This is a genomic window from Ferrimonas sediminum (assembly GCF_900100175.1).
GTDB lineage: Bacteria > Pseudomonadota > Gammaproteobacteria > Enterobacterales > Shewanellaceae > Ferrimonas > Ferrimonas sediminum.
In genome coordinates, this window is sequence record NZ_FNEM01000007.1 from 145,882 (window position 1) to 172,796 (window position 26,915).

At 60.3% G+C, this 26,915-nt stretch carries 24 protein-coding genes and 1 tRNA gene; 9 read left to right on the forward strand and 16 right to left on the reverse strand.

What is annotated here, in order from left to right; translation table 11 throughout:
* Positions 1-445: 445 nt before the first annotated feature.
* Positions 446-946: a hypothetical protein gene (locus BLT77_RS10410; RefSeq protein ID WP_090365206.1), complete on the reverse strand. Its 501-nt coding sequence runs from the start codon at positions 944-946 to the stop codon at positions 446-448.
* Positions 947-1,080: 134 nt separating this feature from the next.
* Between BLT77_RS10410 and BLT77_RS10415 the strand changes: the two genes are divergently transcribed.
* Genes BLT77_RS10415 through BLT77_RS10425 form a run of 3 tightly spaced genes read left to right on the forward strand, consistent with a single transcriptional unit; the run spans position 1,081 to position 3,577 of the window.
* Positions 1,081-2,130: an HlyD family secretion protein gene (locus tag BLT77_RS10415; protein ID WP_090365207.1), complete on the forward strand. Its 1,050-nt coding sequence runs from the start codon at positions 1,081-1,083 to the stop codon at positions 2,128-2,130.
* Positions 2,131-2,142: 12 nt separating this feature from the next.
* A complete protein-coding gene (locus tag BLT77_RS10420) occupies positions 2,143-3,159 on the forward strand; it encodes a DUF2955 domain-containing protein (protein ID WP_090365208.1) in 1,017 nt (338 codons plus the stop codon).
* Positions 3,122-3,577, forward strand: a complete 456-nt coding sequence (locus tag BLT77_RS10425; RefSeq protein WP_090365209.1) for a MarR family winged helix-turn-helix transcriptional regulator — start codon at positions 3,122-3,124, stop codon at positions 3,575-3,577. The genes BLT77_RS10420 and BLT77_RS10425 overlap by 38 nt, the downstream gene beginning before the upstream one ends.
* A 39-nt stretch (positions 3,578-3,616) precedes the next feature.
* Here the strand turns inward: BLT77_RS10425 and BLT77_RS10430 are convergent, their stop codons facing one another.
* The 11 genes from BLT77_RS10430 to BLT77_RS20610 form a co-directional block, all read right to left on the reverse strand.
* Entirely contained in the window at positions 3,617-4,075 is a 459-nt protein-coding gene (locus BLT77_RS10430; RefSeq protein WP_090365210.1) for a NifB/NifX family molybdenum-iron cluster-binding protein, read from the reverse strand.
* A gap of 1 nt (position 4,076) precedes the next feature.
* Positions 4,077-4,385 (reverse strand): DUF134 domain-containing protein, encoded by a 309-nt coding sequence (locus BLT77_RS10435; RefSeq protein WP_090365211.1) that lies wholly within the window; start codon positions 4,383-4,385, stop codon positions 4,077-4,079.
* A 121-nt stretch (positions 4,386-4,506) separates the two neighbouring features.
* Positions 4,507-5,220 carry an energy-coupling factor ABC transporter ATP-binding protein gene (locus BLT77_RS10440; RefSeq protein WP_090365212.1) on the reverse strand — a complete coding sequence of 238 codons (714 nt, stop codon included), beginning with the start codon at positions 5,218-5,220 and terminating at the stop codon, positions 4,507-4,509.
* Entirely contained in the window at positions 5,217-5,978 is a 762-nt protein-coding gene (gene cbiQ, locus BLT77_RS10445; RefSeq protein ID WP_090365213.1) for a cobalt ECF transporter T component CbiQ, read from the reverse strand. The genes BLT77_RS10440 and cbiQ overlap by 4 nt, the downstream gene beginning before the upstream one ends.
* A complete protein-coding gene (locus tag BLT77_RS10450; RefSeq protein ID WP_090365214.1) occupies positions 5,975-6,511 on the reverse strand; it encodes a hypothetical protein in 537 nt (178 codons plus the stop codon). Before BLT77_RS10450 ends, cbiQ begins: the two co-directional genes overlap by 4 nt.
* Positions 6,508-7,119, reverse strand: coding sequence for a cobalt transporter CbiM (gene cbiM, locus BLT77_RS10455; protein ID WP_090365215.1), 612 nt, complete (start codon positions 7,117-7,119; stop codon positions 6,508-6,510). Before cbiM ends, BLT77_RS10450 begins: the two co-directional genes overlap by 4 nt.
* A gap of 9 nt (positions 7,120-7,128) precedes the next feature.
* On the reverse strand, positions 7,129-7,896 hold the full coding sequence (locus BLT77_RS10460) for a DUF4198 domain-containing protein (protein ID WP_090365216.1): 768 nt from the start codon (positions 7,894-7,896) through the stop codon (positions 7,129-7,131).
* A 93-nt stretch (positions 7,897-7,989) separates the two neighbouring features.
* Positions 7,990-9,021: a diguanylate cyclase gene (locus tag BLT77_RS10465; RefSeq protein WP_090365217.1), complete on the reverse strand. Its 1,032-nt coding sequence runs from the start codon at positions 9,019-9,021 to the stop codon at positions 7,990-7,992.
* A 2-nt stretch (positions 9,022-9,023) separates the two neighbouring features.
* A complete protein-coding gene (locus BLT77_RS10470; protein WP_090365218.1) occupies positions 9,024-9,602 on the reverse strand; it encodes a chemotaxis protein CheB in 579 nt (192 codons plus the stop codon).
* Between the two features lie 8 nt (positions 9,603-9,610).
* A complete protein-coding gene (locus BLT77_RS10475; protein WP_090365219.1) occupies positions 9,611-10,450 on the reverse strand; it encodes a CheR family methyltransferase in 840 nt (279 codons plus the stop codon).
* Positions 10,450-14,514: a response regulator gene (locus BLT77_RS20610; RefSeq protein WP_090365220.1), complete on the reverse strand. Its 4,065-nt coding sequence runs from the start codon at positions 14,512-14,514 to the stop codon at positions 10,450-10,452. The genes BLT77_RS10475 and BLT77_RS20610 overlap by 1 nt, the downstream gene beginning before the upstream one ends.
* Before the next feature lie 349 nt (positions 14,515-14,863).
* Here BLT77_RS20610 and gltS point away from each other — a divergent pair, with 349 nt between their 5' ends.
* Positions 14,864-16,090, forward strand: a complete 1,227-nt coding sequence (gene gltS / locus BLT77_RS10485; RefSeq protein ID WP_090365221.1) for a sodium/glutamate symporter — start codon at positions 14,864-14,866, stop codon at positions 16,088-16,090.
* 129 nt (positions 16,091-16,219) lie between these two features.
* Here gltS and BLT77_RS10490 read toward each other — a convergent pair.
* Together BLT77_RS10490 and BLT77_RS10495 are read right to left on the reverse strand one after the other, a co-directional pair.
* Positions 16,220-16,306 (reverse strand) — tRNA-Leu (locus BLT77_RS10490).
* A 106-nt stretch (positions 16,307-16,412) separates the two neighbouring features.
* Entirely contained in the window at positions 16,413-18,089 is a 1,677-nt protein-coding gene (locus BLT77_RS10495) for a methyl-accepting chemotaxis protein (RefSeq protein WP_090365222.1), read from the reverse strand.
* 577 nt (positions 18,090-18,666) lie between these two features.
* Here BLT77_RS10495 and BLT77_RS10500 point away from each other — a divergent pair.
* Positions 18,667-19,164, forward strand: a complete 498-nt coding sequence (locus BLT77_RS10500) for an RDD family protein (protein ID WP_090365223.1) — start codon at positions 18,667-18,669, stop codon at positions 19,162-19,164.
* 83 nt (positions 19,165-19,247) lie between these two features.
* Positions 19,248-19,493, forward strand: a complete 246-nt coding sequence (locus BLT77_RS10505; protein ID WP_090365224.1) for a GlsB/YeaQ/YmgE family stress response membrane protein — start codon at positions 19,248-19,250, stop codon at positions 19,491-19,493.
* Between the two features lie 53 nt (positions 19,494-19,546).
* Here BLT77_RS10505 and lptG read toward each other — a convergent pair whose 3' ends face one another.
* Positions 19,547-20,608 carry an LPS export ABC transporter permease LptG gene (gene lptG, locus BLT77_RS10510; protein ID WP_090365245.1) on the reverse strand — a complete coding sequence of 354 codons (1,062 nt, stop codon included), beginning with the start codon at positions 20,606-20,608 and terminating at the stop codon, positions 19,547-19,549.
* The gene (gene lptF, locus BLT77_RS10515) at positions 20,608-21,711 is read right to left on the reverse strand and encodes an LPS export ABC transporter permease LptF (RefSeq protein WP_090365225.1); all 1,104 of its coding nucleotides are present in this window, start codon (positions 21,709-21,711) and stop codon (positions 20,608-20,610) included. The genes lptG and lptF overlap by 1 nt, the downstream gene beginning before the upstream one ends.
* A gap of 237 nt (positions 21,712-21,948) precedes the next feature.
* Here lptF and pepA point away from each other — a divergent pair, with 237 nt between their 5' ends.
* From pepA to BLT77_RS10530, 3 genes are all read left to right on the forward strand, one after another.
* Entirely contained in the window at positions 21,949-23,454 is a 1,506-nt protein-coding gene (pepA, locus tag BLT77_RS10520; protein ID WP_090365226.1) for a leucyl aminopeptidase, read from the forward strand.
* A gap of 134 nt (positions 23,455-23,588) precedes the next feature.
* Positions 23,589-24,038 carry a DNA polymerase III subunit chi gene (locus tag BLT77_RS10525; RefSeq protein ID WP_090365227.1) on the forward strand — a complete coding sequence of 150 codons (450 nt, stop codon included), beginning with the start codon at positions 23,589-23,591 and terminating at the stop codon, positions 24,036-24,038.
* Between the two features lie 17 nt (positions 24,039-24,055).
* Positions 24,056-26,902, forward strand: a complete 2,847-nt coding sequence (locus BLT77_RS10530; protein WP_090365228.1) for a valine--tRNA ligase — start codon at positions 24,056-24,058, stop codon at positions 26,900-26,902.
* The last annotated feature ends 13 nt before the right edge of the window (positions 26,903-26,915 follow it).

Here is a 26,915-nt window from a genome sequence, read left to right on the forward strand (position 1 = left end):
AATAGAAACTCACCGCTCTCATTAACAACTTTTTCCGTTTCTTAACCAAGAGTAAATCTAATTATCTGCAATTATAAAATGCCGGCCAATTTGTTTTTTTCGGCCAAACTCAGCATACCCTTTTTATTCTCATAATGGTTAACCACTGTATTGCTGGGATAATTCACCACCCTCTCCAGCCCCTCCGTAATAATAATCCACCCTATAATCGGCGGCCGCTACCAGCCTGGCACACCGGGACCAACATGTGATAACTCAATGAAACCTTATTAAGGTTTCCCCCCAGGCCGAGCTCAACCTTAACTCAGGGGACGGAAACCCTGACCATCCCCTCGCACCGGTCACCCTGCTGACCCTGACTGCCGCCGCCATCGAAACCGTCATCATCGCCGCCAGATTGAGGCCTTCAACAGGACAACGAGTTCCAGTTCCGGCTGTTGTGGGCCTAGGGGGACGGCGGCGGGCACCAGCGGCCGCTACCCAAGGGCAGAGCCAGCCCTTCCACGACCAGCAGCGGGCCGAGATCCCGGCCATCGAGACGAGCCCGGGCCAGCAGCGTGCGTTCGCCGCTGCGCTGCTGTTGGCTCAGTACCAGGCTGGCACCATCGCCCAGTTGCTGCTGCAACCAATGGGTCAGCCCGCGAGCCAGGTTCCTCTCCAGCGGGCAGGTGTCACTGAGCCCGGGTAAATCCACGTCTATGAGCATTACCCACTGTTCCGGGGCCGACGACGCCAACTGCAACCGCATCTGCCGCTGCGGCGTCATTCCCAGCATTGCCGTCACCTGTACCTCACCGGCCTCGGCGCGAGTCTGCGATAACGGCTCAGGCGGCGGCTCGGCAGCCGGGGCCGATTCCGGCTCCGCATAGGGGCGATTAAAGGTGGTATTGAGCGTGCTGCATCCCGTCAACAGCAACAGCGCTCCGAAGATAAGAGCTTTATTCATCTCGCCTTTCCCTGCTGGTGAAAACTTCACCATAGCCGAATCCTCGGCCGGCGTCCTGCGCCAATCAATATTTTTGTTGCCAATGAAACAATATTTGCTATCCTTAGCCAGAGTATTGTTGCAGGTGAAACATAATGAGCAGATACATCTATCAATGGGGCTTGTACCTGGTGCTGGGGAGCACTCTGGTTTTTTCGCTGTTTCTGATCAGCTCCGATAACCAGGCCCCCTTTACCACCCAGGCCGAAGTCCATAAATCCATCGCCAAGATCGCCCCGGAAGTGTCGGCGGAAATCACCGCCATCGCCGTCAGCAACGGCGACCGCGTCCACCGGGGACAGCTGCTGATGCAACTGGATGACAGTCGCTACCAGCTGGCCCTCAAGCAAGCGGAGGCAGAACTCAAGCAGGCCCGCCAGGATCACCAGGCCAAGTTTGAGGAACTGCATGTCGCCGAAGCCACCTTGGTTCAGAAACGGCAGCAGGCGGGCAATGCCCAGCTGAAACTGCACCGCCACCAGATTCTGGTGACCCAAGGGCTGGTGACTCAGGAAAGCGTCGATGACAGCCTCAATGCCGCGGCGGTGGCCGACTCAGCCGTGATCGCCGCTCAGGCAGACATTCAGCGCCTGCGGGTGCAGGTGGCCGAGCAGGATGGCAACGCCGCCGTGGCACTGGCGCAAGCCAAGCTGGAAACCGCCCGGCTGGATCTGGCCCGTACCCTCATCACCGCCCCCACCGACGGCATCATCACCAACCTGCAACTGCGACCCGGCACCTATGTCAGCAGCGGCAGCGCGGTACTGTTTCTGGTCAACGACAACGACAGTTGGATCAACGCCGACTTCAACGAGAAAGGGCTGGCGTTACTGCAGCCAGGTGCCAAGGTACTGGTGGCCTTCGATGCCATTCCCGGCCAGCTGTTTGAAGGCGCCATTGACAGTCGCGAGCAGGCCATCTACGACGCTTCCTCCGAAACCAGCGGCCTGGCAGACGTCACCAACGACAGCCGCTGGATTCGCGAGCAGCAGAAGGTTCGCACCCGCATCCAGGTGCCGCAACTGGATCCCCGCCTGTTCTCTGGCTCCCGGGCCAGCATCATGATTCACCGCCCCGACAGCCTGTGGGGCGTCGGCGCCCGGTTGTGGATGCGGGTAGTCAGCGGCTTCCGCTACCTGTACTGAAGGGCATAGCAAATGAACCAAACCACCGACTGGAACGAAGTGGGTCGTATCGCCGGCACCGTGACCCTGTGTATGCTGGCGGGCCGCTACCTGCACCTGGGCTCCCCGGTGTACCTGGCCCTGTTTCCGATTCTATCGGTCACCAAGGCCCGCGATTACCGCTGGTCCGGGCTGATTAAGATGTTTCTGCCTGTGGTGGTCTCCGCCACCCTGGCTCTGTTGACGGTGGAGCTGTTCAGCGATCATCCGTTCATCGTCTGGAGTCTGAGCCTGCTGGGGTTTGATCAGCTTCGGCGCCGGGCCACCACCCCGGCCAAGCTCGGCGGCATGATTCTGCCGACCTTCAACTGGATACTGATTGTGGTGTTTGCCCAGCAGCCCAGCTTCGTCATGGCGGACCGGATTCGGGAGATCGCCCTGAGTCTGGTGATCACCATCGTGGTAATGAAAGCGATGAACGGCCTGTTCCCTCGCACCAGCCAGTGTGTCGCCGCCGGGCCACCACCTCAACCGGTCGGCCATCGGGATCGATTCTGGTACCTGCTGTTACTGGGAGGCGGGTTGGCGTTTCTAATGATCGTCGATATGATCTCGGCCACCTTCTGCATGGTGCCGGTGATCATCGCCGCCGCCCAGACCCGCAAACCAGGCTACCTGGCGGTCATTCGGGCCCGCTTTATTGCCCAGGTAGGCGGCTGCGCCCTGGCCATGGTGTTTCAGTTGCTGCTGCTGGGGCATCAGCACCTGCTGCCGCTTTACAGTTTGAGCATCTTTGTACTGGTTTTAACCCTGGCCTGGCTCATCGGCCGCAGTCAGGGAGCAGAAAAAGAGCTTCACGGTGACGCCCTGCTTGGGATAGCCTTACCGATTCAGCTGTACATGGGCACCGCCGACATCGGCCTGCAGAGCACCTTCCTGCGCGGCTGGCAGTTGTCAGTGACCCTGTTTTTGCTACTGGCCCTGAGCGGGCTGATTTACGGACGCACACACCATGACACAGAGCATCACCTCAATCACCGCACTGGATAACAGCATCACCTTTCTGATGGGCCTGGCCCAGAAACAATACCGGGCCCTGTGCACCCAGCGACTGATGGCGGAATTCGACATCAGCCTGGAGATGGTGGGGGCGATGCGGGTATTGCAACAGCTGGGCTGCATTCCTCAGCAGCAATTGGCGGACGTACTGAAACGCAACCGCTCGGTGGTCAAACGCCTGGTGGACAACTGCATTAAACGCGGGCTGATTGAAGCCAGCAAAAGCGATACCAATAAGAAAGCCCGGATGCTGTCCCTGACCGCCGAGGGGCAACGAATCAACGAGGCCTGTACGCCGGTGATCAACGCCATCTCAAAGGAGTTTTTTGCCGTCGTGTCGCCGCAGGAGCAGCAGCAGTTGATGGGGGTTCTGAAAAAGTTGGTGCGTAACGACGTCAGGGTAGACTGATCGGCCGGCACCGTCCTGGTGCCAACCGTTCGGGGAGACTCAGAGACTCAGGGAGAGCCGTTTCAGTTTGGCGTCGCCCTTGGCCTGCCCGCCACTGATGATCTTATTGTCGTGACTGTGGCTGCCGCAGCACTTATGCGACGACGACTTGGGCTTGCAGGGGCGGCCCTGAGACGCGTCGGTCAGGGTCGATACCGACACCGCACCGGCCAACACCTCAGATACCGTCGCCCGACCACGGACACTGTCCACCTGAATGCCGGCGCCCAGCAGGCGGGCCAGTGAACGCTCACCGATGTTCTTCAACACCACCCGGGACACCCCCAGTTGACGAAACCGGGCCATCATTTTTTTCTTCTGCTGACAGCCGCTGGCATTGGCGTCGTTATCCAGGGTCTCCACCAGAGCGCCACTGGCGTCGTAGATGGCAAACCCGGGGGCCTTGGCAAAGTGTCCGGCAACCCGGAAGTCCGGGGTTACAGCAATCGCTAGAGTCATGTTATTCCTCACTTGAATCTTGTGGGTAGGGCAACGACGACTCCATCTCCAGGGCGTGACCCTGCACCAGGGCGCAGACCACTTTCTTTCTCGCTGAAGCCAGTATGTTGCCTAACGTTTGTCGTGAAACGCCCATCTCGTCGGCGGCCTGCTGCTGACTCATCCCCTCCATATCCGCCAGTCGCATCGCTTCCAGCTCATCGGCACCCAGATCGATTTTTTGCAGCTGCTTACCGGGAACGCCGTTGGGCTTATACAGACTGTAGGGAGCCCGACAGCGCACGTTTCGGGTCAGTTTTGGTCTTGGCATAACCACCTCGTAATTGGCATTTGCCAATTACTCTACGCCCAGTTAATGGCATATGCCAGTTATAAGATGGTTTTAGTGATCGGCGCCACGAGCCTGGTTCAGTGACCGGCCCGCTCCGACCTCAGGGAGTGGGGTGGATATGCAGTTGGTTGTGGCTGTGTTGATAGGGGTGACGGTGCAGCATCCCTTCGGTGAGGGTGCCCTCCTGCAGCAGCACCGCCCGGGTGGCCAGAGTACCGATAACGCCGGAGTCATGAGACACCAGAATCATCGCCTGGGGCAGGCTCAGCAGGTGGGCCAGCAACCGTTGACGGGCGTTATCGTCCAGGCCATTGGTGGGCTCATCCAGCAGCAGCACCTTAGGCTGCATCGCCAACACCGAAGCCAGGGCCACCAGGCGCTTTTCGCCTCCGGACAAGCGATGAGTAATGCGCATGGCAAAGGCTTCCATCCCCAGGCTCGCCAGGGTGCGCATCGCCACCGCCTTGGCCTGAGCCTCGTCCAGCCCCTGGTTCAGGGGCCCAAAGGCCACGTCCTCCAGCACCGTCGGGCAAAACAGCTGGTCATCGGAGTCCTGAAACAGCAGACCCACCTGACCACGCATCGGCTGAAACTCCGCCTCGCTGGCACAGTTCTGCCCCAGCAACTTTACCGACCCGAAGCTGGGTTGGCGCAGCCCCACCATCAACTCCAGCAGGGTCGACTTACCGGCGCCATTGCCACCCACCAACGCCAGCCGCTCACCGGCCTGCAGGGCCAGATTCACGCCGGAGAAAACCGGGCGGCCGGCGTAGCCAAAGGCGATCTCCTCAAGTTGGATCAACGGCTCGGTCATAACAGGTACTCCAGCAGCAGCGGCAGCGACATCAGGCCCCCAAAGGACAACAATAACCCGGTCTCGGCCGGGCACCAGGATTGCGGATTCAGCAGGTAAAACCGGCCCTTAAAGCCACGGCATTTCATCGCCTGAGTGACCCGCTGCGATCGCTCCATGGAGCGAACCAGCAGCATCCCCACCAGCCAGCCCAGGCTGCGCCAGCTGTGGCGATTGGAACGGGCCACGAATCCCCGCGCCCGCATCGCCGTGCGCAGACGGCGGTACTCCTCCTGCAACACCACCAGATAGCGGGCGGTAAACAGAAACAGGTGCACCAGCTTATCCGGCAACCGCAGCCGCCCCAGTGCATGGCCCAGCTGCTCCGGGGCCAGCGCCCCCAGCAACACCACCATGGCGATCACTACGATGTTGGCCCGCAAGGCCACCACCGCCGCCCGCTCCAGTCCTTGCAGGCTCAACGTCAGGCTGTGCCATTGCCACAGAGGATCGCCGGGTACGGTAAACGGCAGGGTCAGCAGCAGCATGATCATCAATCCTTCCAACGCCAGCAACCGCCGTCCCAGTGTGCGCCAGCAGGTGCCCAGCACCGCCGCCAACACCAACATCAGCGCCAGCTGCAGCAGCAGGGCCGACAACTGACTCAGGCTGACGGCTGTCACCGCCGCCATCAGCGCGCACAGGGTCGGCAGGCGCGGATCCCGCGCCGCGGCCCAGGCGGGCCAGCTCGACGTCCCGGACGCGGGCAGCAGGCTCATCGGCGTCCGCGCCACCACATCAGGCCAAAGGCGATGCCGAAGATCATCCCCAGGCCGCCGACGATGTCGGACAGACGAGCCCGGGCCTCACTGGCCTGCAACTCCTGGCGCAACGGCCCGACCTGACGTGCCACCGCCTGCTCCACCAACTTGGCCAACGCATCGGCGTCCAACGCCTCATTCACCGGCGTTACCGGCTGTGGCGCCGGCAAGGCTGGCGCCGCGCTGCGCTGCAACGGCCAGCGGGCCTGATGGCCATCGCCGATCACCGCCACCACTTCAGTCACCTCGACGGGTAACGACAGCTGGGTGAACTCGCCATTGGCGTCAGGCGCCAGCGTCGCCACCGGCTCCCCCTTACTGTTGTGCAGTTCAATACGGGCACCGGTGGCCGGGCCGCCGCCGGCAAAGTAGGCGTTTCCGTGCAGGGCCTCGCCCTCCACATAGGCAAACACCTTCAGCAGGTGGGCCTGACAGGCACCACTGACCAGCATCAACAGCAAGGCCACCATGAAATTTGGTCGCTTCATCATACTCTCCCCGCCAGCAGCAACTCCGGTGCCACCCGCTGCATAAAGCTCAACGCCGCCGCGGTCACCGCCGCTTCAGCCACCATCAACGGCAGATAGGTCACGGCCACCACCTTACCCGCAGGCAGGTATTCCGGGCCGCTGAGCAGCAGCGACAGGCTCACCATCACCGCAGTCAGGGCCACTGCCAGGCCCCCGGCCAGCGCGCCCCACATCAGGGTGGCACGGCCCTCGCTGGCATGCAGCCGCGGTGCGATCAAGGCCCCGCACAGCAAGGCCGGCAGGGCGATGTTGGCGGTATTCACCCCCAGCACCATCAGGCCGCCATAACCAAAGAACATCGCCTGCATCAGCAGCGCAATCAACACCGCCGGCACCGCCGCCCAGCCCAACAGCACTCCCATCAGGCCATTCAGAACCAGGTGCACGCTGGAGGGCCCCACCGGCACCGTGACCAGGGAGGCAACAAAAAACGCCGCCGCCAGCACCGCCGCCTGGGGAATACGATCGTAATCCATGCGCCGGGTGGCTACCGCCACCGTGGCCACAGTCACCACGGCGCCGGTGATCAACACCGGCAGCGACAATACCCCGTCTGGTATGTGTGCCATGGTTGTCTCCTACTTCATGTCGCGGGCATTCACCCAGATCAATGCCCCCAGCTCCACCGGTACCTTATCCCCCTCGGGATTGGTCATCGGCGTCTCGGCTTCCAGCAGCGCGGCAAAGCCCCACCAGCCGGCTCGGGGCATGGCGTAACTGAACAGGCCATTGGCATCGGCCCGAATCACCTGGGTGACAAAGGCGTCTGCCGGGGCCTCGACACTGCCGTCGTTTTTCCACTCCACCTCAACCTCGGCGAAGGGCACCGGCTGACCATCCTGCTTGACGATGCCCTGGAACAGGTTGCCGGTCCACAAACCAAACGGCCGCACCAGTGGCTCAATCTCCACCGGGAAGCCCACATCGGCGTCCCAGCCCTCCTGGTAGCCGTAGGCGTCCACCACCACCTTGGTGTAGTGGACGATCATCTTGCCTTCTCCCGGCTCCCAATACGGCGCCGGCTCGACGTAGAACAGGTAATCACCAGGACGGGTGATCCGGTAACGAGCCAGGAAGTTGGGCTGACCGTCGACCTGATGCAGCACCAGCCGATCACGCAGATCCTGGTGCCCGGCCGGGCCCAGCACGCCGAACTGCACCGGCTGTCCCATGGCCATGGCCGGGCCACGCTCCATCGGGTGGGTAAAGGTCAGAGCCAGCTCCAACTCAGCCGGTCCCTGATCAGTGACCAGACTCGAAGAGGGGATCAGCTCCTGGAAATGGGCAGAGGCCGAGGCGGCCAGCAGGGACGCGGTCAGCAGACCGGCTCGGAGAAACGGGGGCATAGGACACTCCATCGACTATCAAGTGAGCAAAATATTACTCTTTCGAAAATCGTCATACAATCAACAAAACCCCGTCCCCCGGGGTGAACTCCATTAAGTTTGATCTACCGCAACCTTAGGAGCCGAAACCGCCTCGTTCTCATGGTAGCAGCAGCGGTTACGACCGAGGCTCTTGGCCCGGTACAGGCCGATATCCGCCAGTTCCAGCAGCTTGCGGGCCGGATCATCCAGGGCAGGCACCAGGCTGGCCACGCCGATGCTGATGGTGACATTGCCGGCGGTGGGTGAGCTATGGTGAGGCTTTTGCAGGCGATCGACGCACTCGCGAACCCGGTTGGCCACCTCCATCGCCCCCTGGCGGCCGGTCTCCGGCAGCAGCACGGCAAACTCCTCGCCGCCGATGCGTGAGGTCTTGTCCATCACCCGCAGTGGAATCTCCATCAGGGTGGAGGCTACCTCCCTCAGGCAATCATCCCCCACCTGGTGACCATAGGTATCGTTGTAGGCCTTGAAGTGGTCGATGTCCATCAGCACCAGGGAGAGGGAGCGACCGGTGCGGCTGCCTCGCTTCCACTCCTCGTTGAGCAGTTCGTCGAAACGGCGGCGGTTAAGCAGGCCGGTGAGACCGTCGGTAGTGGAGAGCATCAGCAACTGCTCATTGGTCTCCTCCAGCTGCTGCTGCAGCTCCTCCAGCTCCACCAGTTTGCGGTCAAACTCCACGGTCTTATCCTTGAGGGCCTCCTTCTGCTGATACAGCTCGATAAACACCCCCACCTTACTGCGAAACACCTTGGAGTTTAGCGGCTTGAGCAGGTAATCCACCGCCCCTGAGTCATACCCCTTGAAGATGTGCTCCGACGCCTTGTAGGAGGCGGTGACGAAGATGATGGGAATATGCTTGGTCTTGCGGTTGCCGCGCATCAGCTCCGCCACCTCGAAACCATCCATCCCCGGCATCTGCACATCCAGCAGGATCAGAGCGAAGTCGTGATCCAGGGTATGGGCCAGTGCCTCCTCCCCGGAGGTGGCCCGGACCAGGTCCACCACGAACCCCTCCAGCAGCCCCTCGAGGGTCAGCAGGTTCTCCGGCCGGTCATCGACTATCAGTATCTTGGGTATACCCATAACTATTTTTCACTCAGTGAATTCAAAAAATTGCCGATCTCATCAAGCGGCAACAACCGGTCTACTTCCGTGTGCTCCAGCACCGCCTCCGGCATCTGCGGCGCCTCGGCGCTCTCGGGCGTCTGCACCACCAGCAAGCCGCCCCGCTGCCGAATCCTGACCATCCCCACCGCGCCGTCGCCGTTGGAGCCGGTGAGTACCACCCCCACCAGCCCCGGTCCGAACGCATCGGCTGCGGTCTCAAACAGCACATCCACCGCCGGGCGGGAGAAGTTAACCCGATCCTCCGTCGACAGTGCCAGGGTGTGTTGTCGCTCCACCATCAGGTGGTAGTTGGGCGGGGCAAAATAGATGACCCCCGCCTCGATGGGCTGCTTGTCCTCCGCCTCATACACGGGCAGCTCGCAACGCATGCTGAAGTGAATGGGCAGATAGCTATCCGCCACCGCGCCGATGTGCTGGACAATCAGCACCGGCAGCGGAAACCCCCTCGACAGCTTCGGCAGAATCCGCTCCAGGGCAGCCATGCCGCCGGCGGAAACGCCAATCACTATGGCCTGGTAGTTACGACCCTCATCCATGATCACTCCTAGATAAGACGTTTCTTGCGGTAGATCCGCTCCCGCTCTGACACCACCTCGAACATATCCGCCACCTCGGAGAAGCGGATGCTCTCCTTGGAACCGAGACAGAGAAAACCACCGGGACACAGGCTGTCGTAGAACAGCCGCAACACCCGGCTCTGCAACTCACGGTTGAAGTAGATCAGCACGTTACGACAGAAGATGACGTTCATCTCGCCAAACACGCTGTCGGTGACCAGGTTGTGGGAGGAGAACAGCACCTTGTCCCGCAACCGGTTCTTGATCACCGCGCTGTCGTAGTCCGCCGTGTAGTAATCGGAGAAGGATTGGGTGCCGCCCGCCTTCTGGTAGTTGGCTGTGTATTCCCGCACCAGGTTCATCGGGTAGATCCCCTGGCGCGCCTTGTTCAGGATCCGCTCGTTGAAGTCGGTGGCGTAGATCTGCACCCGCTCCTTGAGCCCCTCCTCCTCCAGCAGGATCCCCATGGAGTACACCTCCTGTCCCGAGGAGCAGCCTGCGTGCCACACCTTGATAAAGGGGTAGGTCTGCAGGTGAGGCACCATCACCTCCCGCACCTTCTGGTAGAACCAGGGGTCACGGAACATCTCGGTGACGTTGATGGAGAGATCCAGCAACAGCTGGTCGAAGAAATCCGGGTTACGGATCACCTTGTGCTGCATCTCGGAGAAGCTGGTCAGCCCCTCGCGGGCCCGACGCAGATCCAGCCGGCGCTTGGTGTGGGCGCCGGCGTAATCGCGGAAGTCATATCCATACTTGCGGAAGATCGCCTCCAGTAGCAGCTCGATCTCCAGTTGCTCGTCGGCAACCTCTGTCATCTCACTCATCAGTACAACCATACTCTCAGCATCGACAGCAGTTTGTCGGTATCTACCGGTTTGGCCAGATAATCACTGGCCCCGGCTTCGATGCACTTGCTGCGGTCCCCCTTCATCGCCTTGGCGGTGAGGGCTATGATGGGCAGCTTGGCCCAGTGGCTGCGCTTGCGGATCTCCCGCATCGCCTCGTAGCCATCCATCTTCGGCATCATGATGTCCATCAGCACGCCATCGGCCTGCTCCATCTCCCCCAGCTTCTCCAGCGCCTCGAAACCGTTGCGGGCGATGGTCACCTCCATCCCCTTCTCCTCCAGCACGCTGGAGAGGGCGAAGACGTTGCGCATGTCGTCGTCCACCAGCAGGATGCGCTTGCCACTGAGGGCCCCCTCCTTCTGGTGGATCGCCTTCAGCATCCCCCGCTTCTCCTCGGGCATGTCCGCCTCCACCCGGTGGAGGAACAGGGCGGACTCATCCAGCAGCCGCTCAGGGGATTTCACCCCCTTGATGATGATGCTCTCGGCGTAGCGGTTGAGCTTCTTCTCCTCCTCCCGGGCCAGGTCGCGGCCGGTATAGATGATGATCGGCACCCGGGCGGCGGTCTCGCTCTGGCGGATGCGATCCAGCAGCTCGAAGCCGCTCATATCCTCCAGCCCCAGGTCCAGCACCATGCAGTCGTAGCTGTGCTGCTCCAGCTCCTCCAGGGCGGCACGGCCGGAGCCGACGGCGGTGGTGCTGACGTCGCCGTCGCCAATCAGCTCCTCGATGCTCTGCCGCTGCAGATCGTCATCCTCCACCAGCAACAGCCGGCGTACCGGCTTGGAGATGATCTCCTCGATCTTGCCGAAGGCGCACTCCATCTGGTCCAGATTGACCGGCTTGGTCAGGTAGCCGATGGCACCCATGCGCATCGCGTCCAGGGTGCTGTCATTAGCGGACATGAAGTGCACCGGTATGTGGCGCAGATCCGGATTCTCCTTGAGCCGCTCCATCACCGTCCAGCCGTCGATCCCCGGCAGGCCGATATCCAGGATAATGGCGCTGGGCTTGTAGTAATCGGCGAAATGCAGGCCGGTCTCGCCGTCGGCGGCGACGATGCACTTGAAACCGCGGTCACGGCCGAAATCGCGCATCACCATGGCAAACGCCTTGTCATCCTCGATGATCAACAGGCTGCGCTCGCCGTCGGCCAGCGAGCGACGGTCGTCGCTGATAAATTCACTCTCCTCGCCGGGCGCCTCCAGGGTTCCGCCGCTGACGGATGACACCTCGGGCTGTTTCGGCTGGGGGGGCGCCGGCACCACTTCGATCTCTTCGGCGTCCGCAGGCTCGCTCTCCCCGGCCACAACCGGCCCCTTCTCAGGCAGCACCACGGTAAAGCAGCTGCCCTTGCCCTCCTCGCTATGAAGGTGGATGCTGCCACCGAGCAACCGGGTCAGCTCCTTGGTGATGGAGAGTCCCAGGCCGGTACCGCCGTAGTTGCGGCTGGTGCTGCCGTCCGCCTGCTGGAACGCCTGGAAGATCGCCTGCTGCTTGTCTGCGGAGATGCCGATGCCGTCATCCTGCACCAAGAAGGCGATGCAGCCCTCGGCGCTGATCCCCCGCTCCCGGCACCACAGTGGGTCGGGACGGGACAGGTTGAGGCTGACCCCACCATGATGGGTAAACTTGAAGGCGTTGGTCAGCAGGTTGCGCAGCACCTGCTGCAGGCGCATGGAATCGGTGGTCAGGGTGCGCGGCACCTCCTCCGCCACATTGAGCTGGAACTCCAGCCCCTTATCGGAGGCGATCTCCCTATAGAGCCGCTCCAGGTCGGTGAACAGCGACTCGATCCCCACCTGCTCCACCACCAGTTCCACCTTGCCCGCCTCGATCTTGGACAGGTCGAGGATCTCGTTGATCAGCTCCAGCAAGTCAGAGCCGGAGGAGTTGATGGCCCGGGCCGCCTCGATCTGCTTGTCGTTGAGGTTGCCCTCTTTATTGTTGGCAAACAGCTGGGACAGGATCAGGATCGAGTTCAGCGGCGTGCGCAGCTCATGTGACATGTTGGCCAGGAACTCCGACTTGTACTTGCTGGCCTCCTCCAGTTGAACCGCCTTGACCCTGGCCTCCTCCTGGGCCGACAACAGCCCCTGGTTACTGGCCTCCATCGCCCCCTTCTGCTCCTCCAGCGCCTTGGTGCGCTCCTCCAGCTCCTCGTTGGTGACCCGCAGCTCCTCCTGCTGGGCCTGCAGCTCCGCCTCCGACTGCTTGAGTACCTTGGCCTGCTCCTCCAACTCCTCGTTGGCCACCCGCAGCTCCTCCTGCTGCGCCTGCAGCTCCCCTTCGGAACGGCGCAGCGCCTCGGTCTGCTCCTCCAGCTCCTCGTTGGTCACCTTCAACGCCTGCTGCTGATCCTGGGCCTGGGCCAACAGCTCATCGATGACCCGGCGGGCGTTGGCAGCATTGAACAGGACACTGATGTTGGTCATCACCTGCTCGATGAAGCGCCGCTGCAGCTCGGTGAAGGGCGCAACAGACCCCAGCAGCACCGCCCCCAACTTGTGCTCATCAACCGCAAGGGGAATGGCCATAAAGTGTTCCGGCACCAGTTCGCCGGCGCCGTAGTTGAGGCTGGGACCCTCGCTGACCCGAGAGAAGCAAATCACCTCCTCCTCCAGCAGCGCCTGGCCCACCATCCCCTCACCAAGCTGGATGCGGTTGAAGTTGCCCTGGCGGTCGGTGAAGGCGTAGCTGGCCTTGAGCTCCAGCAGCTGCTCCTGCTCATTCAGCAGGTAGAGCGCCCCCAACTGACAGTCCAGGTGCTTACTGAACAGGGTGATAAAGCGCCCCGCCAGCTCCTCCACCTGCAGGTCACCCCGCAGCTGGTCATCCAGGGACTCCTTGCCGGAGCCCAGCCAGTGCTGGTCGCGCAGATCCCTGGCCATACCGTTGAGGGCCCGGGCCAAATCACCCAGCTCATCGTTGCGGGTTTCCGGCAGGTTGGCGCCCAGCTTGCCGGCGGCGATGGACTGGGCAAACTCCATGCCGTCGATCAGCGGCTGGGTCAGGGTGCGGGCGAACAGCCAGGCCGCCGCCGCGATAAACAGCAGCACCAGGCCTGCCATCAGGATCACCTGGGTGTAGATGGCGAGAATCGGCAGGGTAACCTCATCCTGGTTCACCTTGGAGATCAGGTACCACTGCAACCCGGGGATCTCCAGGCGGTTGAAGCTGACCAGCACTGGCACCCCGGCGCTGTCGATAAAGATATCGGAGTCCCCCTGGATATCCGCCTCCACCGCTTGCTGCCAGTAGTCCAGCGGCTGGGACAGGGCATAGCCCACCACGAAGCGACCCTCCCCCATGGTGCGCATATTGCTTCGGAACTCGAACCGACCGCCGTCGCCGTTGACCCCCATCAGGTAGGACTCGCCGGTGTCGCCCATCCCCTCTCGGGAGTCGACGATACGGGTGACCAGTTCGGGAGAGAGTTGCAACACCAGCACCGCCGATACCGAGCCGTCATCGGCGGAGATGGGGTAGGCGAGAAAGGCGGTCTCCCTACCCTGGTCCGACTCAAAGGGGGCGAAATCAATCAGCGCCACGCTGTTGCTGGCGGTTACCTGCATCCAGGCCCGGGCCAGGCCGCTGTCCTGCAGCAGGCCGAGGTTTAGTTGGCGCCCCTCCAGTTCACGGTGATTGACGGCAAACTGAACCTCTCCACGGTTGGCATCGATAAGGAACAGGTTGGTGTAGCCGTAAGCCTGCAGGTACCCCTGCAGGGCACCGTCAAAGGTGAGCCGCTCCAGTGGATCGCGGCTCTGTTCGGGCGACATCAGCCAGTCGCTGAGCTCGGAGATACGCTCTGACTCCGCCAGCACCCGAATGTCCGCCAGCCGTTCGTGGAAGTAGGACTCGATGTCGACCTTGCGAATCGACTGTACCGCGTTAAGTTGGGCAAAGGACTGGTGGATCAGCGCCTCGCTGGCCAACCGGCTGGCAATGAAGGTGACCACCACCATGGGGATCAACCCGGTGATAAACAGCAAACCGATCAGTTTGGGACGAATTCGTAACGCAGCCAGACGGCTCATGGGTTCCCCCCCGCGGCGGGTCTCTTCTGAGGCAGGAGGCGCCGCCGCGGGGCCCCCTCTGCCGTAGTGTCTGAGGCCCGTTCTACACTCAAGATCACCTCGCCGGGTGGCCAAAAGGTGAAACTGGGCCATATTAGGGGAAACTAACTCACTGGGAACTGAATATCTGTGAGCCAAAACAGAATGTTAAACAAAATAGGCAACACAGGTCGTTTTTTCCGAATAATTACGCCTGTTGGTATGCCTCACGACGCGAGACAGAGTTGGGAGCAGTCCGGCCGGCAACGGCGACAAAGGGCGACGTCTACACTTACCACCGACGCCAGCAAGTTAACAAAGGAATGTCAGCATGGACTTGGTCTTAAATGATAACACCCTGACCATCAGCCCCTTTTTCACCATCACCATCGGCATCCTCGTGCTGTTTATCGGCCGACGCCTCAACAGCGGCATCGCCGCACTCAGGGAGTTCAGCATCCCTGAGCCGGTAACCGGCGGCCTGCTCTGCTCAGTGTTGCTGGCGCTGATCTACGCCCTCACCTCGGTGGAGATAGAGTTCTCCCTCGGTTCCCGGGATGTGTTACTGGTGTACTTTTTTACCACCATCGGCATCAACGCCAGCTTGAGCGACCTGCTTAAAGGCGGTAAACCGTTGCTGATTCTGTTGGCCATTACCATAGGCTACATGGTGCTGCAGAACCTCACCGGCATCGGCGTCGCCGGCCTGTTTGATTTAGGGACCCCGGTTGGCCTGCTGGGCGGCAGCGTCTCTCTGATCGGTGGCCACGGCACCGCCATCGCCTGGGCGCCCTCCATTGGCGAACAGTTCGGCATCAGCAACGCCATGGAGATCGGCATCGCCAGCGCCACCTTTGGCCTGATCCTCGCCAGCCTTATGGGGGGGCCCATTGCCAAATACCTGATCAAAAAACACCACCTCAAACCAGCCAAACACGAACAGCCCAATGTCGGCCTGGCAACGGATGACGAAAGCAGCATCAATGCCTTCGACTTTCTGGACGCCATCTTTGCCATCCACATGTGCATCATCGCCGGCTTCCTGCTGAACGAGGGGGTTGAGCAACTGGGTCTGCAACTGCCTCTGTTTGTCACCTGCCTGTTTGCCGGCATCCTGATCACCAACGTGATGCCCAACGGCTTTCCCCGCATCACCGGAACTCAGTGGCCGGCACGCAAGCCTGCCCTGGCGCTGATCGCCGACCTCTCCCTGGGCACCTTTCTGGCGATGTCGCTGATGAGCATGCAGCTGTGGACTCTGGTGGACCTGGCCGGCCCCATCTTCGCCATACTCACGGCGCAGTTCCTGGTGGCCATCGCCATCAATCTGCAGGTGGTGTTCCCGGCCATGGGCAAAAACTACGATGCCGCCGTGGTGTGTGCGGGCTTCGGCGGCATCTCCCTGGGCTCCACGCCCACCGCCATGGCCAACATGTCGGCGGTCTCTCACAAGTACGGCAACTCGCAGCTGGCCTTTATTGTGGTGCCGCTGGTGTGCGCCTTCTTTATTGACCTGGCCAACGCCCTGATGATCCCCTACTTCTTGAATCACTTTTAAGGAACTGAACCCACAGGGGGGAAAGGAGTCAGGACGACATCTGGCTGGCCGCAGGCCACCGCCGGTCTTTCGGCATAAACGTCGGAAACGAAAAAGGCCCAGTCTTTCGACTGGGCCTTTCCCTTAATTTGGTACCGAGAGAGGGACTTGAACCCTCAAGGTGTCACCACCGGCGGATTTTGAATCCGCTGCGTCTACCAATTCCGCCACCTCGGCTTAGTGGAGTTGCATTATAGACAGCTCAGCGTCCAGCGCAACCCCTTGCTGATTCAATTGCATAGAAATCCGCCGAACTGGGGCCCACGCCCCGCTCAGCCGTTCCCTATACCTTAAACTGCCCCACCAGCTGGCGCAGTTGATTACCGGAGTGACCCAGCTGCTCGGAGATCTGCGCCGACTCTTCGCTGGCGTGCACCAGTTCAGTAACGATGTCGCGGATGGAGACCATGTTACGGTTGATCTCCTCGGTCACCGAGCTCTGCTCCGTGGCCGCCGTGGCGATCTGGCTGGTCATGTCGTTGATCTCCGTCACCGCACCGGACACCGCATTCAGGCTGGTGGTGATCTCCGACGACGACTGCACCGTAGTTTCGCAGTTGGACTGGCTGTTGCCCATGGTCACCACCGCTTTGGATACCGACTGATGCAGCTCATCCAGCATCTCTTTAATCTCGAGGGTACTGGTCTGGGTACGGCTGGCCAGTCCACGCACCTCATCGGCCACCACCGCAAAGCCCCGCCCCTGATCACCGGCCCGGGCCGCTTCAATGGCGGCGTTCAGCGCCAGCAGGTTGGTTTGATCGGCAATGTCACCAATCACCCCAAGCACACTGTGAATCTTGGACGACTGCTCGCTGAGACGGTCGATGTGCTGGGCCGCCAGGTCCACTTCGCCCACCAGCTCATTGATGGAGTTCACCGAGTTACCCAGTTTATCCTGAGCGGTGTTGGCGTCGTCGGTGGCCGCCTGGGTGGCATCGGCCACCTGGTTGGCGTTGCCGGCAATCTGCGCCGCCGCCGTGCTCATCTCGGTCACCGCGGTCACCACCTGCTCGGTTTCGTCGTTGTGCACCGCCAACTGCTGAGTAATGGTGGAGGTCTGGCTATTGATGTTGTCCACCGCCATGCCCACCTGCTCGGTGGCATCGGCCACCTGACTGATGGTCTCCTGCAGCTTGGAGGTGAACTGGTTAAAGGCCTGACCCAACTGGGCAATCTCATCCTCGCCGGTCACCTCCAGGCGCTTGGTCAGATCGCCTTCACCCTGGGCAATCTCCTGCAGGTTAACCAGCATGTCGTTGACCGGACGCACGGTGCGACGGGAGATGATGATGATGCCCACCACCGCCAGCGCCATGATGACCACGGACACCAGAATGTTGGTGGTGGTCTCTTTCTGCGCCATGGCCTCGGCATCGGACTTGAACGACGCCACCGCGGCATCGATTTCGTCCACGTAGACACCGGTGCCCAACCACCAGCCGAACTCATCCAGGGGCTTCACATAGCTGATCTTCTCAACCAGGTTGGCCACACCGGGCTTCTGGTAGAAATAGGAGGAGGTGCCGCCGCCACGCTTGGCGGCGTTGATCAGCTCAACAATAAAAGGGGTGCCGTTGGGATCTTTCAGGTGAATGAGGTTTTTGCCCTCCACCTCGGGTTTCAGGCCATGGAACAGGTTAGTGCCGCCCATGTCGTACACAAAGAAGTAACCGCCATCACCAAATTCGATTTTGGCCAGGGTTTCACTGACCACTTCCAGCGGGTCGCGACCCGGCTGGGCGGCAATCTGATTGCGGACCACGCCAACGGCGATGGTCACTGCATCTTCCACCTGCTTGATCTTCTGGTCACGAAGGTCCTGAGTGAAGGTGGCCACCTGCTCTTCCAGAGTCTGAGCCTTGAAGTACACCGAGCTGCCCGAAACGACCACGATGGTCAGAATTAACGGCAACGCCGCCAATAACAACATCTTGCCCATTAATCCGAGTCGTTTCATACACTTTCTCCATTAACCACATAGTTATGCTGTGCGGGTCTATACCCTTTGATGGCAACCGTTGCCCTGCCCCGCTCGCAAAAAAAAATGCGGGGTGCCTGAACTTCACAACCTTGTGATTCTGACTTCCAGATCTCCCTGTCCTGGTAATAGCTTTGTTATCGACCGGCAGGCGATGAACTTGATACAGATCCGGCCAGTTTGGCCGCAAGGCGCCGCTCTTCCCCCTGGCCATGTCGTCGCAAAAAAACTTAATTCATTGAAAAAAAGAAATAAATCTTAGATCACCGATTCGAGCCAAGAACGGCTAAAAAACTCAAAAAAAGCGCGTTAATAAGTCATCCATCTCCCAAAGCGACCGTTTAATGGGGCGAGTGTAATTTGTCACAAAATTGTCATCGACTAAAAGCGAATCGCCCGGAATCACCGGTGACTTTGAACCCATCTCGCAGAACAGCTCCAATCCGTGCTCAATATGGCCAAACCCTCACCAGCCGGCGTGATCTCCGCCACAATTTCAGGCTCGGCGACGAACTCTGATACACTGCGGTCAGTTCAGTAATAAGGAAGTTTTCCCATGCACCCACACGCCAACGCCCCCCGAGCCAGTCTCAAGCGCCGCCTGGCCACCCTGCTCTACGACAGCCTGCTGGGCCTGGCGGTGTATATGGCGTTTGGCGCGGTGTTCTTTATGGTGTTTGGCGCCCTGGTGTCTCAGGGAATCATCAGTAACCCAGAACAACAGCATGCCATCGACATACTGCAGAGCAGCACCGGCTGGACCCTGGCCAACGAGGGCTTTAAGTGGGCCGGCGTCATGCTGTTTTTCAGCTATTTTTGGCAGAAAAGCGGCCAGACCATCGGCATGCGCGCCTGGCGGCTGAAGCTGCAGAACATCGATGGCAGCCTGATCAGCTGGCACCAGGCGCTGATCCGCATCATCACCTCCGGCTGTGGGCTGATGGCCCTGACCATGGTGTTCAGCGACGACAAACGCAGCCTGCACGATAAGTGGAGCCACACCGAGTTGGTGGAGCTGAGCATCGAGCAGAACCGAGCCCGTCTGGGGCAGTAATCCTCAGGCACCGTTTTCCCCTTACCGGGGCGGCACTCGACTACTCTTAGTAGAGGAAAATCAACGCAGGGAGGCAAAATACCGTGGCCATACTGACCTGGATCGTACTGGGGCTGGCAGTGGGCATACTGGCCAAGTGGATCATGCCTGGCAAAGATGGCGGTGGCATTATCATGACCACCCTGCTGGGGATTGTCGGCGCCGTGGTCGGCGGCTTCCTGGCCACCCTGATGGGATTTGGCGCCGTTACCGGCTTCAACATCAACAGCCTGGTGGTCGCCACCCTCGGGGCCTTGCTGGTGCTGTTTATCTACAACAAGATGAAATAGCCCAGCCACAAAAAAGGCGCCTCGGGGCGCCTTTTTTGGAGTGATGCGTATCGCTAGCGTTTCTGCAGCAGGTAGATGGCCACCGCCGCGAACAGCATCGCCGGCAGAAAGGCCCCCAGAAACGGCGGCAAGTTGGCCACCAGACTCATGGGGCCGAAAATCTCACTGGTCAGGTAGAAGCCGAAGCCGGTAATCACCCCCAACAAAATCCGGGCGCCCATGGTCACAGTACGCAGCGGACCGAAGATAAACGACAGTGCCAACAGCATCATCACCGCCACGGTGACCGGCTGACCCACCTTGCGCCACAGCGCCAACTGATAGCGGGTCGGATCCTGTTGATTCACTTTGAGGTAATCCAGATAATCCAGCAGCCCACTGATGGACAGCGACTCCGGATGTACCGTTACCACCTGCAGCTTGTCCGGGGTCAGGGTCGACTTCCAGCGCCCCTGTTCCCGGTGGGTCACGGTCACCTGCGGCTTGGTCAGCCGAGTATCGGTGATGTCGATAATGCGCCAGGCATCGCCGTCAAACACCGCCTGCTTAGCGAAAGTGACCTCATCCAGGTGCTTGTCTTTGCCGAAGTGGTAGATGGTGATGTTGGCCAGATGGCCGGTGTCCTGCACCCGGCCGATGTTGACGAAGCTGTCGCCATCTTTGGCCCAGGAGCCGCGGGCACCGCCAATCAGATCCCCGCCGGAGATCTTCTGTGCCTTCATCTCTCTGGCGGTGGCCTCGGAGGCTGGCGCCACGTACTCGCCCACCAGCATAATGGTCAACATCAGCGGGATGGCGGTCTTCATCACCGACATGGTGATCTCAAACTTGGACATCCCCGCCGCCTGCATCACCACCAGCTCGGAGCTGGAGGCCAGCATGCCGACGCCGATCAACGCTCCCAGCATGGCGGCAATGGGGAAGAACATCTCGATGTCCCGGGGCACCAGAAACAGCACATACAGGCCAACATCGAAGATGTCGAAATCGCCGCGACCGACGTAACGTAACTGGTCGACAAACTTGATCAGGCCGGACAGACCGGTCAGCACCAGCAGGCACAGGGCCGAGGTGCTGATAATGGTGCGACCAATGTACATATCAAGGATCTTGATCATGACTTGCCCCCCACCAGCTTAGCGACGATCTTCTTGCCCGTTGGGCGACCGCGGCCAATGAGGATAATGCCGATAACCAACGCCGCCAGATGGATGCCCCACATGCCAACGGTGGCGGGAATCACCTCATCTTCGATGGCCTTTCGACCGGCCATCATCAGGGCGAAATAGCCTAGGTACATCAGGATCGCCGGCATCATCTTGGCAAATTTACCCTGGCGCACGTTGGTGCGGGCCATGGGCACCGCGATCAACGTCAGCAACGGAATCGCCAACGGCACCGCCAGCCGCCAGTGGATCTCGGCCCAGGCGTGGGGGGTGCCCTCTTCGAACAACTGGGTCATGGAGTAGGCCGACAACTTGCGCCGTTTCTTGTCCACCTCCTGCTCTTTGATCTCCATCTGGTAGGTATCAAAGGTGATCTGGTTGGACTCCGGCGTGCCCGAGAACATGTTGTAACGGGTACCCTGGCTCAGTTGCAGCCGCTGCGAACCGTTGCGCTCCTCCACCATGGATCCGGCTTCGGCAATCACGATGGAGGTTTCGCTGTCGGGCTTGTCGTTGGGCGGCAGCATGGCCACGAACACGTTCTCCAGCTTGCCCTTGGACAAACCTTCGACGTAGATCACCGCCTTGCCATTGGACGCCTGCTGAAACCGGCCCTGCACCAGCGCCGCCAGTCCGGCTTCCGATTCCGCCTTCTCCAGCACCTGATACTCGGTCTCTTTGGCCCAGGGCGCCACGTTAATGGCGATCACCCCGGACAGGATGGCCATGATCACCGCCAGCACCAGGGTCACCCGGGTAACGTACCACTCGGACACCCCCACCGCGTGCAACACGGTCATCTCGCTGTCGGCGTACAGACGGCCATGGGCAAGCAAAATCCCCAAAAACAGCGACAATGGTAGGATTAACGACAACAATTCAGGCATGTTCAAAGCCACCAGAGTAGCAATCAGCTTCCCTGGCAACTGGCCTTCGGCGGCATCCGCCAGAATGCGGACAAATTGTTGACTAACAAAAATGGAAACCAGCACAGCCAATACGGCAATCTGTGCTCTAAACGCTTCCTTCAACAAGTAGCGAAAGATAATCAAAGTCGGAGCTCAACTTGCAAACTTGTAATTTCTCTGGAAACGAGAAGTTATTTAAGTAAACTGGTTACTTTCAGATGTTTTTGTAACCAGCCCGGGCCCTCTGATCCCAGTGAAGGGAACAAGCAACGCCGCAAGGAGTTTAGCAAAACTCATCTTGCAATGGAGCTTTCAGAAGCCGATAAAGGGACCATTATCTAACAATTAACACGCTTTGTCTTTACGAAACCGGGAGATGGCATGGAGTTCAGTGTAAAAAGCGGTAGCCCAGAGAAGCAACGTAGCGCGTGCATCGTCGTAGGCGTATTTGAACCGCGCAGGTTGTCCGCCGTAGGTGAGCAGCTGGATCGCATCAGCGACGGCTACATCAGCAACCTACTGCGACGGGGCGACCTGGAGGGAAAACCCGGTCAGATGCTGCTGTTGCATCATGTACCTAATGTGCTGTCCGAGCGCGTATTGTTGGTTGGCTGTGGCAAAGAGCGGGAGCTGGACGAGCGCCAGTACAAGCAGATCATCGCCAAAACCATCAACACCCTCAACGAGACCGGCTCCATGGAAGCGGTGTGCTTCCTGACCGAACTGCACGTTAAGGGACGCGACACCTACTGGAAGGTGCGCCAGGCGATTGAGACCACCCAATCCACCCTGTACACCTTTGACGCCCTGAAGAGCAAAAAGGACGAAACCCGCCGGCCGCTGCGCAAGATGGTGTTCAACGTACCGACCCGCCGCGAGCTGACCATCGGCGAAAAGGCGATCACCCATGGCTTGGGTGTGGCCGCCGGCAGCAAGATGTGCCGCGACGTGGCCAATATGCCACCCAACATCTGCAACCCAGCCTACCTGGCCAGCCAGGCCCGCCAGCTGGCAGAACAGTACGACCGCCTGCGGGTGGAAGTGATTGGCGAAGAGCAGATGGCCGAGCTGGGCATGAACAGCTACCTGGCCGTGGGCCGCGGCAGTGAAAACGAATCGCTGATGACCGTATGCCACTACCAGGGCGGCAGCGACGATCAGCGCCCCATCGTACTGGTGGGCAAAGGCCTGACCTTCGATTCCGGCGGCATCTCCCTGAAACCCGGGGAAGGCATGGATGAGATGAAGTACGACATGGGCGGCGCCGCCGGGGTGCTGGGCACCATGAAGGCGGTGTGCGAGCTGGGCCTGAACACCAACATCGTGTTCGTGCTGGCCGGCTGTGAAAACATGCCCGATGGCAAGAGCTACCGTCCCGGTGACATTCTTACCACCATGTCCGGCCAGACGGTGGAGGTGCTCAACACCGACGCCGAAGGCCGCCTGGTGCTGTGCGACGCCCTCACCTACGTCGAGCGTTTCGACCCTGAGCTGGTGATCGACACCGCCACCCTCACCGGTGCCTGCGTCATCGCCCTGGGTAAGCACGCCTCCGGCCTGCTGTCCAACCAGAACTCCCTGGCTCACGACCTGCAACACGCCGGCGATCAGGCCGGTGACCGCTGCTGGCGTATGCCGCTGTGGGACGACTACCAGGACCAGCTCAAGAGCCCGTTTGCCGACATGACCAACCTGGGTGGCCGCCCGGCCGGTACCATTACCGCCGCCGCGTTCCTGTCCCGCTTTACCAAGAAGTACAGCTGGGCGCACCTGGACATCGCCGGAACCGCCTGGGAAAGTGGCGCCAACAAAGGTTCTACCGGTCGTCCGGTACCGCTGTTGACCCAGTTCCTGCTGTCCAAGACCGGCGAACTCGACGCCGAGTAAGCGGTCGCGACACCGAATCAGGGCGCCGTTGGGCGCCCTTTTTTTATCATCATGGCAGCCCGGAGCGACCGCCTGTCCCTGGCCGCATGAACCGGGTAGAATAACGCCTTCACCACAGAGGAAGCCCACCGATCATGGCCAATGCCACCTTCTATGTTTTGGCGCCCGATGCCGAGCCGGATCACCTGACCCTGGCCTGTCTGCTGGCGTCCGATTGCTACCGCCGCGGCCAGCCGGTGTACATTCACTGCCAGGATCAGAGCCAGAGCCATGAGATCGACGAGAAGTTGTGGCAATTTGACCCGCAGCGGTTCGTGCCCCATAACCTGGTTGGCGAGGGCCCCAGGGGTGGCGCTCCGGTGGAAATCGGTCATAATGACCAGTTCAGCTCAAAAAAACGGCCAGTTTTAATAAACCTGTCCGCCACTGTGCCGCAATTTGCGGTAGAATTTGCCCAAATTTTCGATTTTGTGCCGGCTGCAGACGATGCCAAGGTTCAGGCTCGGGAGCGCTTTCGCGCCTACCGACAGCTTAAGGTGGCCCTGACCACCCATGACCTGGCCAAGCAGCCGCTTTCGTTTTAACTGATTTCGGAACACCCATGGATAAGACTTACAATCCTAACTCGATTGAACAGCGCCATTATCAGCGTTGGGAAGATGCGGGTTACTTCAAGCCTCACGGCGACACCAGCAAAGACGCCTACAGCATCATGATCCCGCCGCCGAACGTTACCGGCAGCCTGCACATGGGTCACGCCTTCCAGGACACCATCATGGACACCATGATTCGGTTCCAGCGGATGCAGGGCAAAAACACCCTGTGGCAGGTCGGTACCGATCACGCCGGCATCGCCACCCAGATGGTGGTAGAGCGCCAACTGGCCGCTCAGGGCCAGACTCGCCAGGAACTGGGTCGTGACGCCTTCATCGATAAGGTGTGGGATTGGAAAGCCGAGTCCGGCGGTACCATTACCAAACAGCTGCGCCGCCTCGGTGCCTCCGTGGACTGGGATCGCGAGCGATTCACTATGGACGAAGGCCTGTCCAAAGCGGTTCAGGAAGTGTTTGTGCGCCTGTACGAAGACGACCTGATCTACCGTGGCAAACGCCTGGTGAACTGGGATCCTAAGCTGCACACCGCCATCTCTGACCTTGAAGTGGAAAACAAGGAAAAGAAGGGCTTCATGTGGCACTTCCGCTATCCACTGGCCGACGGTGTAACCACCGCCGATGGCAAAGACTACATTGTCGTAGCCACCACCCGTCCGGAAACCATGCTGGGCGACACCGGTGTGGCCGTGAACCCGGAAGATCCCCGCTACAAAGATCTGATCGGCAAAGAGCTGCTGCTGCCCATCGTTGGCCGTCGCATCCCGATTGTCGCCGACGAACACGCCGACATGGAGAAGGGCACCGGTTGTGTGAAGATCACCCCGGCCCACGACTTCAACGATTACGAAGTAGGCAAGCGCAACAAGCTGCCGATGATCAACATCCTGACCTTCAACGGCGACATTCGTGACGCCGCCGAAGTGTTCGACTTCAACGGTGAAGCCTCCGAGTGCTACAGCGACGAACTGCCGGCCAAATACCACGGCATGGAGCGCTTTGCCGCCCGTCGCGCCGTGGTTGCCGAGTTTGAAGAGCTGGGCCTGCTGGAAGAGATCAAAGACCACGTGCTGCAGGTGCCTTACGGCGACCGTGGCGGTGTGGTGATCGAACCGATGCTGACCGACCAATGGTACGTGCGCGCCGCGCCGCTGGCCAAAACCGCCACCGAAGCGGTAGAGAACGGCGACATCGAGTTCGTGCCAAAGCAGTACGAAAACATGTACTTCAGCTGGATGCGCGACATTCAGGACTGGTGCATCTCCCGTCAGCTGTGGTGGGGCCACCGCATTCCGGCCTGGTACGACGAATCCGGTAAGGTGTACGTCGGCCGCAACGAAGCCGAAGTGCGCGCCAACAACGACATCGCCGCCGACGCCGTACTGCGTCAGGACGACGACGTGCTGGACACCTGGTTCTCCTCCGCCCTGTGGACTTTCTCCACCCTGGGCTGGCCGGACAACCTGGAAGATCTGAAGACCTTCCACCCCACCGACGTACTGGTAACCGGTTTCGACATCATCTTCTTCTGGGTTGCCCGAATGATCATGATGACCATGCACTTCATCAAAGATGAAGACGGCAAGCCTCAGGTACCGTTCAAAACCGTGTACGTGACCGGCCTGATTCGCGACGAAAACGGCGACAAGATGTCCAAGTCCAAGGGCAACGTCCTGGATCCGCTGGACATGATCGACGGCATCGACCTGGAATCCCTGGTTGAGAAACGTACCGGCAACATGATGCAGCCTCAGCTGGCCGCCAAGATCGAGAAGAGCACCCGCAAACAGTTCCCTGACGGCATCGCCCCTCACGGTACCGATGCCCTGCGCTTCACCCTGGCCGCCATGGCCTCCACCGGTCGTGACATCAACTGGGACATGAACCGTCTGGAAGGCTACCGCAACTTCGCCAACAAGCTGTGGAACGCCAGCCGTTACGTGCTGATGAACACCGAAGAGCACGACTGTGGCTTCAACGGTGGCGAGCTGGAACTGTCTCTGGCGGATCGCTGGATTCTGGCCCAGTACAACGACACCGTGAAGAACATCCGCGAAGCGATGGAAGGCTACCGTTTCGACATCGCCGCCAACATCGCCTACGAGTTCACCTGGAACCAGTTCTGTGACTGGTACCTGGAGCTGACCAAGCCGGTTCTGAGCTCCGGCAGCGACGCCCAGCAGCGTGGCACCCGCCACACCCTGCTGACCGTGCTGGAAGGGATGCTGCGAATGCTGCACCCGCTGATGCCGTACATCACCGAAGAGATCTGGCTGACCGTCTCCAAGCTGGTGGGCATCGAAGCCGACACCATCATGCTGCGTGAATTCCCAAGCTTCGACGCCGCCCTGGTGGACGCCGACGCTCAAGCGGATCTGGAGTGGGTGAAGCAGTTCATTGTCGCGGTACGTAACATCCGTGGCGAACTGAACGTCGCCCCGTCCAAGCCGCTGAACGTACTGCTGAAGAACGCCAGCGAGCAGGATCTGACCCGGGTGGAAACCAACCGCACCTTCCTCAACCGTCTGGCGAACCTGGAGTCCATCGAGGTGCTGTCCGGTGACGCGCCGATGTGCACCACTCAGCTGATTGGCGAAATGGAGCTGTTGATTCCTATGGCCGGCCTCATCGACGTGGCTGCCGAAATGGCCCGTATCGACAAGCAGATCGCCAAGCTGGCTCAGGACGCCGAGCGAGTGGAGAAAAAACTCTCCAACCAGGGCTTCCTGGCCAAGGCGCCTGAAGCTGTGGTAGCCAAGGAGCAAGCCAAGCTGGATGAAGCCAAGCGCGACATCAGCAAGCTGGAAGAGCAGAAAGAACAGCTCAAAGCGCTGTAAGCTCTAACTCCAG

Coding starts and splice junctions, on each gene's coding strand:
- BLT77_RS10440 (WP_090365212.1), bottom strand. CDS start 5,220: ATGACCGAGCCGTTGATCCAACTTGAGGAGATCGCCTTTGGCTACGCC.
- gltS (WP_090365221.1), top strand. CDS start 14,864: ATGGACTTGGTCTTAAATGATAACACCCTGACCATCAGCCCCTTTTTC.
- pepA (WP_090365226.1), top strand. CDS start 21,949: ATGGAGTTCAGTGTAAAAAGCGGTAGCCCAGAGAAGCAACGTAGCGCG.
- BLT77_RS10425 (WP_090365209.1), top strand. CDS start 3,122: ATGACACAGAGCATCACCTCAATCACCGCACTGGATAACAGCATCACC.
- BLT77_RS10525 (WP_090365227.1), top strand. CDS start 23,589: ATGGCCAATGCCACCTTCTATGTTTTGGCGCCCGATGCCGAGCCGGAT.
- BLT77_RS10410 (WP_090365206.1), bottom strand. CDS start 946: ATGAATAAAGCTCTTATCTTCGGAGCGCTGTTGCTGTTGACGGGATGC.
- BLT77_RS10460 (WP_090365216.1), bottom strand. CDS start 7,896: ATGCCCCCGTTTCTCCGAGCCGGTCTGCTGACCGCGTCCCTGCTGGCC.
- BLT77_RS10530 (WP_090365228.1), top strand. CDS start 24,056: ATGGATAAGACTTACAATCCTAACTCGATTGAACAGCGCCATTATCAG.
- BLT77_RS10435 (WP_090365211.1), bottom strand. CDS start 4,385: ATGCCAAGACCAAAACTGACCCGAAACGTGCGCTGTCGGGCTCCCTAC.
- BLT77_RS10500 (WP_090365223.1), top strand. CDS start 18,667: ATGCACCCACACGCCAACGCCCCCCGAGCCAGTCTCAAGCGCCGCCTG.
- BLT77_RS10450 (WP_090365214.1), bottom strand. CDS start 6,511: ATGATGAAGCGACCAAATTTCATGGTGGCCTTGCTGTTGATGCTGGTC.
- BLT77_RS10430 (WP_090365210.1), bottom strand. CDS start 4,075: ATGACTCTAGCGATTGCTGTAACCCCGGACTTCCGGGTTGCCGGACAC.
- BLT77_RS10420 (WP_090365208.1), top strand. CDS start 2,143: ATGAACCAAACCACCGACTGGAACGAAGTGGGTCGTATCGCCGGCACC.
- BLT77_RS10475 (WP_090365219.1), bottom strand. CDS start 10,450: ATGAGTGAGATGACAGAGGTTGCCGACGAGCAACTGGAGATCGAGCTG.
- BLT77_RS10495 (WP_090365222.1), bottom strand. CDS start 18,089: ATGAAACGACTCGGATTAATGGGCAAGATGTTGTTATTGGCGGCGTTG.
- BLT77_RS20610 (WP_090365220.1), bottom strand. CDS start 14,514: ATGAGCCGTCTGGCTGCGTTACGAATTCGTCCCAAACTGATCGGTTTG.
- BLT77_RS10465 (WP_090365217.1), bottom strand. CDS start 9,021: ATGGGTATACCCAAGATACTGATAGTCGATGACCGGCCGGAGAACCTG.
- cbiQ (WP_090365213.1), bottom strand. CDS start 5,978: ATGAGCCTGCTGCCCGCGTCCGGGACGTCGAGCTGGCCCGCCTGGGCC.
- BLT77_RS10415 (WP_090365207.1), top strand. CDS start 1,081: ATGAGCAGATACATCTATCAATGGGGCTTGTACCTGGTGCTGGGGAGC.
- cbiM (WP_090365215.1), bottom strand. CDS start 7,119: ATGGCACACATACCAGACGGGGTATTGTCGCTGCCGGTGTTGATCACC.
- BLT77_RS10470 (WP_090365218.1), bottom strand. CDS start 9,602: ATGGATGAGGGTCGTAACTACCAGGCCATAGTGATTGGCGTTTCCGCC.